4 protein-coding genes are annotated in these 3,034 nt (G+C 36.6%); all 4 read left to right on the plus strand.

From position 1 onward, the window contains the following. Positions 1 to 620 (plus strand): glycosyltransferase family protein (locus AC1DO4_RS27670; protein ID WP_477421003.1); only part of this gene is annotated, 620 nt, incomplete at its 5' end. A 39-nt stretch (positions 621 to 659) separates the two neighbouring features. Continuing rightward, complete coding sequence (locus tag AC1DO4_RS27675; protein ID WP_477421004.1) at positions 660 to 1,535, plus strand: glycosyltransferase family 2 protein; 876 nt, start codon at positions 660 to 662, stop codon at positions 1,533 to 1,535. Beyond that, positions 1,525 to 2,400, plus strand: a complete 876-nt coding sequence (locus tag AC1DO4_RS27680) for a glycosyltransferase family 2 protein (RefSeq protein WP_477421005.1) — start codon at positions 1,525 to 1,527, stop codon at positions 2,398 to 2,400. The genes AC1DO4_RS27675 and AC1DO4_RS27680 overlap by 11 nt, the downstream gene beginning before the upstream one ends. After that, positions 2,393 to 3,034, plus strand: a 642-nt coding sequence (locus AC1DO4_RS27685; protein WP_477421006.1) for a nucleotide-diphospho-sugar transferase, incomplete at its 3' end; no start/stop codon positions are given. The genes AC1DO4_RS27680 and AC1DO4_RS27685, both read left to right, overlap by 8 nt.

The raw sequence follows: 3,034 nt of genomic DNA on the forward strand, positions 1-3,034 counted from the left end.
AGCTATCACTGCAAACAGAAGTTTTAACTGCAGATAATAACATCGAACTACTTTTTTCGCAGGGTTATAGCCTTACCGGTAACCAGGTTGCAGATTTGGATACTGATGTAAAGAAATTATGGAACAGCGGTAATTTTAGCGATTTTATATTTCATAACCGCATATCTATCTTATCGGTTTTGGTCAAAAAAGAAGCATTGGAACAAGTAGGCGGATTTTCAGAAAAGGATAGCATTCAAAACGCAGAAGACTATCACTTATGGCTCAAATTGCTGCTACATAACAAGCAATTCCGGTCGATACCCGACAGGCTTTTTTATTACCGGATCCACCCAGAGCAATCTACTTATCAAAATAAAAACCTTGAAGCTCCTATCTTCCATGTTTACGAGGATATATTTTACTCGTATCCGCAAGATACAGCAAGGAACGTGTTAATGGATAAACTAAAATGGTACATTTTCAATCCAGACTTTCACCGCGAATGCCTGGATCTTATCATTTCCCATTTAAACTACCGACACAAAGGGTTGATAGCCTTTGTTATCAAAAAGCTTTTTTCAAAACCCCTGCCCCTATCACAAAAAATAGTTTTTAAACTTGTTTCAACTTTTGGGTAAAAACAGTTCCCAGGCGAATAGGTTGGCTTATAGCATCCAGTGTATAAATTAACCGTTGTTGTTTGTGTATTTAATGAGGAGGCGTGCGTATTGGATGCATTGCGCTCATTATACCACAATGAAATTTATGCGCAAACCGAAGTTATTATTGTTGATGATTGTTCCACAAACCTGGTTACGTTAAGGCTACTGCAACTAATTGAAAAATTTAGCCGCCATAAAATTATTCGCAGCCAACAAAACCTTGGCCTGTCAAATTCACGAAACCTTGGTTTCAAGAATGCATTAACGCCTTACATACTTCCCCTGGATGCCGACGATGTTTTGCCGGAAGGCACGCTGGATAATGTTTATACAGCTTTTACAGCAAACCCCGGTTTTGATTTTATTGTTGGTAATTACTATTTAAAAGATATTGAAAACGGAGAAACAAAAATTGTTGACTGCAGCAGCATTGCCACATCAAATGTAGTTAATGTTAAAAAACTGGCTGCTGATTGGAAACTGTTGGGCACAAGTCCATGCAAAAAGGCAACATGGGAAAAAGTGGGCGGCTATAATCTTAAATATTCATACTCTATCCAGGATGTTGACTTTTGGATCCGTGTAATAACAACCGGGCACAAAGGTTTGTATTTAAACAAGTGCATTTATACCTGGAAACGGTCTGTAACCGGAATGAATATGAATTTTGACCGGTTAGATATGATCAAACTGATAGAAGATCACCGGGAGTTTTATTTGCTAAATCATTCACCTGTTGAATTGAATAATAAAGTATTTGAAGCTTACTATCCTTATAAACAAAAGAGTGTTTTACTCCCCTTAGCTAAAAAATACTTCTTTCAGCTTAACATGATCAATAAACTAAGGCTGATCAGTTTTTTTATTAAAACCGTATTTAATGGTGCTTAAATCAGTTACAGATCCTGGTTTAAAAATCTCCATTATTATACCAACCTATAATGCAGCAGATACTATTGCACACTGCCTGGATAGTATAATAAGCCAGGATTATCCGGATTTTGAAGTTTGGCTTATAGATGCGCTTTCAACAGACAATACTTTAGACATAATTGCAGGGTATCAGTCGAAATATCCTTATTTAAATTTCATATCCGAAAAAGACAGTGGCATTTATGATGCTATGAATAAAGGAATTAAGGTGTGTACCGGGGAGTGGCTGTATTTTTTGGGCAGTGATGATACATTATATGATAATAAAGTGCTGTCAACAATAGCCACTACCGCCAAAACTACAAATGCTGATGTTATTTATGGCAATGTAATGATGCGTGGCGAAAATCAATGGAACTTAAATAATGTGGTATTTAATGGGGAATATGACCTGGAGAAGATCATAAAGACGAATATTTGCCACCAGGCAATTTTTTACAATAAAAGCGTATTTCAGTTATTTGGCAATTATGATCTGGATTATATTGCAAGCGCAGATCAGGAGTTTAATTTAAGATGCTATGCAAATACATCTTTTTCCTATTTAGATTTAATAATTGCAAATTTCTTTGTTGGCGGCTACAGCACTACTGCTGTTGACAACAAATTCCATATAGATAGGGGTGCAATGCTAATGAAGTATTTTGGCAGCCGGATATTCACCCGCCCTTTCATGAATATGAGGTTATATTTAAAACAAGCCGCGCTATCTGCAGAATCCCCTCTTGGGCCTTTTGACCGTGTTTACTGCCTGTTTGCTTATATTAAACTGAAAATATTAGCTATGCTAATGCATTTGCACAGGAGGCATAGTAATGCTTAACACCCCAATTTTATTCCTGATTTTTAATCGCCCCGACACAACAAAAAAGGTTTTCGAGAAAATACGCAAACAAAAACCTAAATTTTTGTTCATTGCTGCCGATGGGCCCAGGGTAAACCATCTAAATGATGTTAAACTATGTGAAACTACAAGAAATATAGTTTCAAACATTGATTGGGATTGCGAAGTTAAAACTTTGTTTAGGGACAAAAATTTAGGTTGTGGCGTTGCACCCGCCCAGGCAATAACATGGTTTTTTGAAAATGTTGAGCAGGGCATAATCCTTGAAGATGATATAGATACCGATCCCTCATTTTTCACTTTTTGTGAAGAGTTGCTAAATTATTATAAGGATGATGAAAAGGTAATGCATATAAGCGGTAGCTATTTTTTAAATGACTGGATAGCAACAGATAGTACACATAGCTATTATTTTACTAAACAAATACATGGCTGGGGATGGGCGACGTGGAAACGGGCCTGGAAATATTATGATTATGACATGAAAGATTGGCTTTCGTCAAACGCTGCAGCACAATTGAAAAACTATTATGGTGATCATTACATATTTTGGGAAAATATTTTTTCAAGTATGCAGCACAAAGGGAATGACATATGGGACTACCAATGGATG

This window comes from Mucilaginibacter sp. P5_A6, from assembly GCF_056400585.1.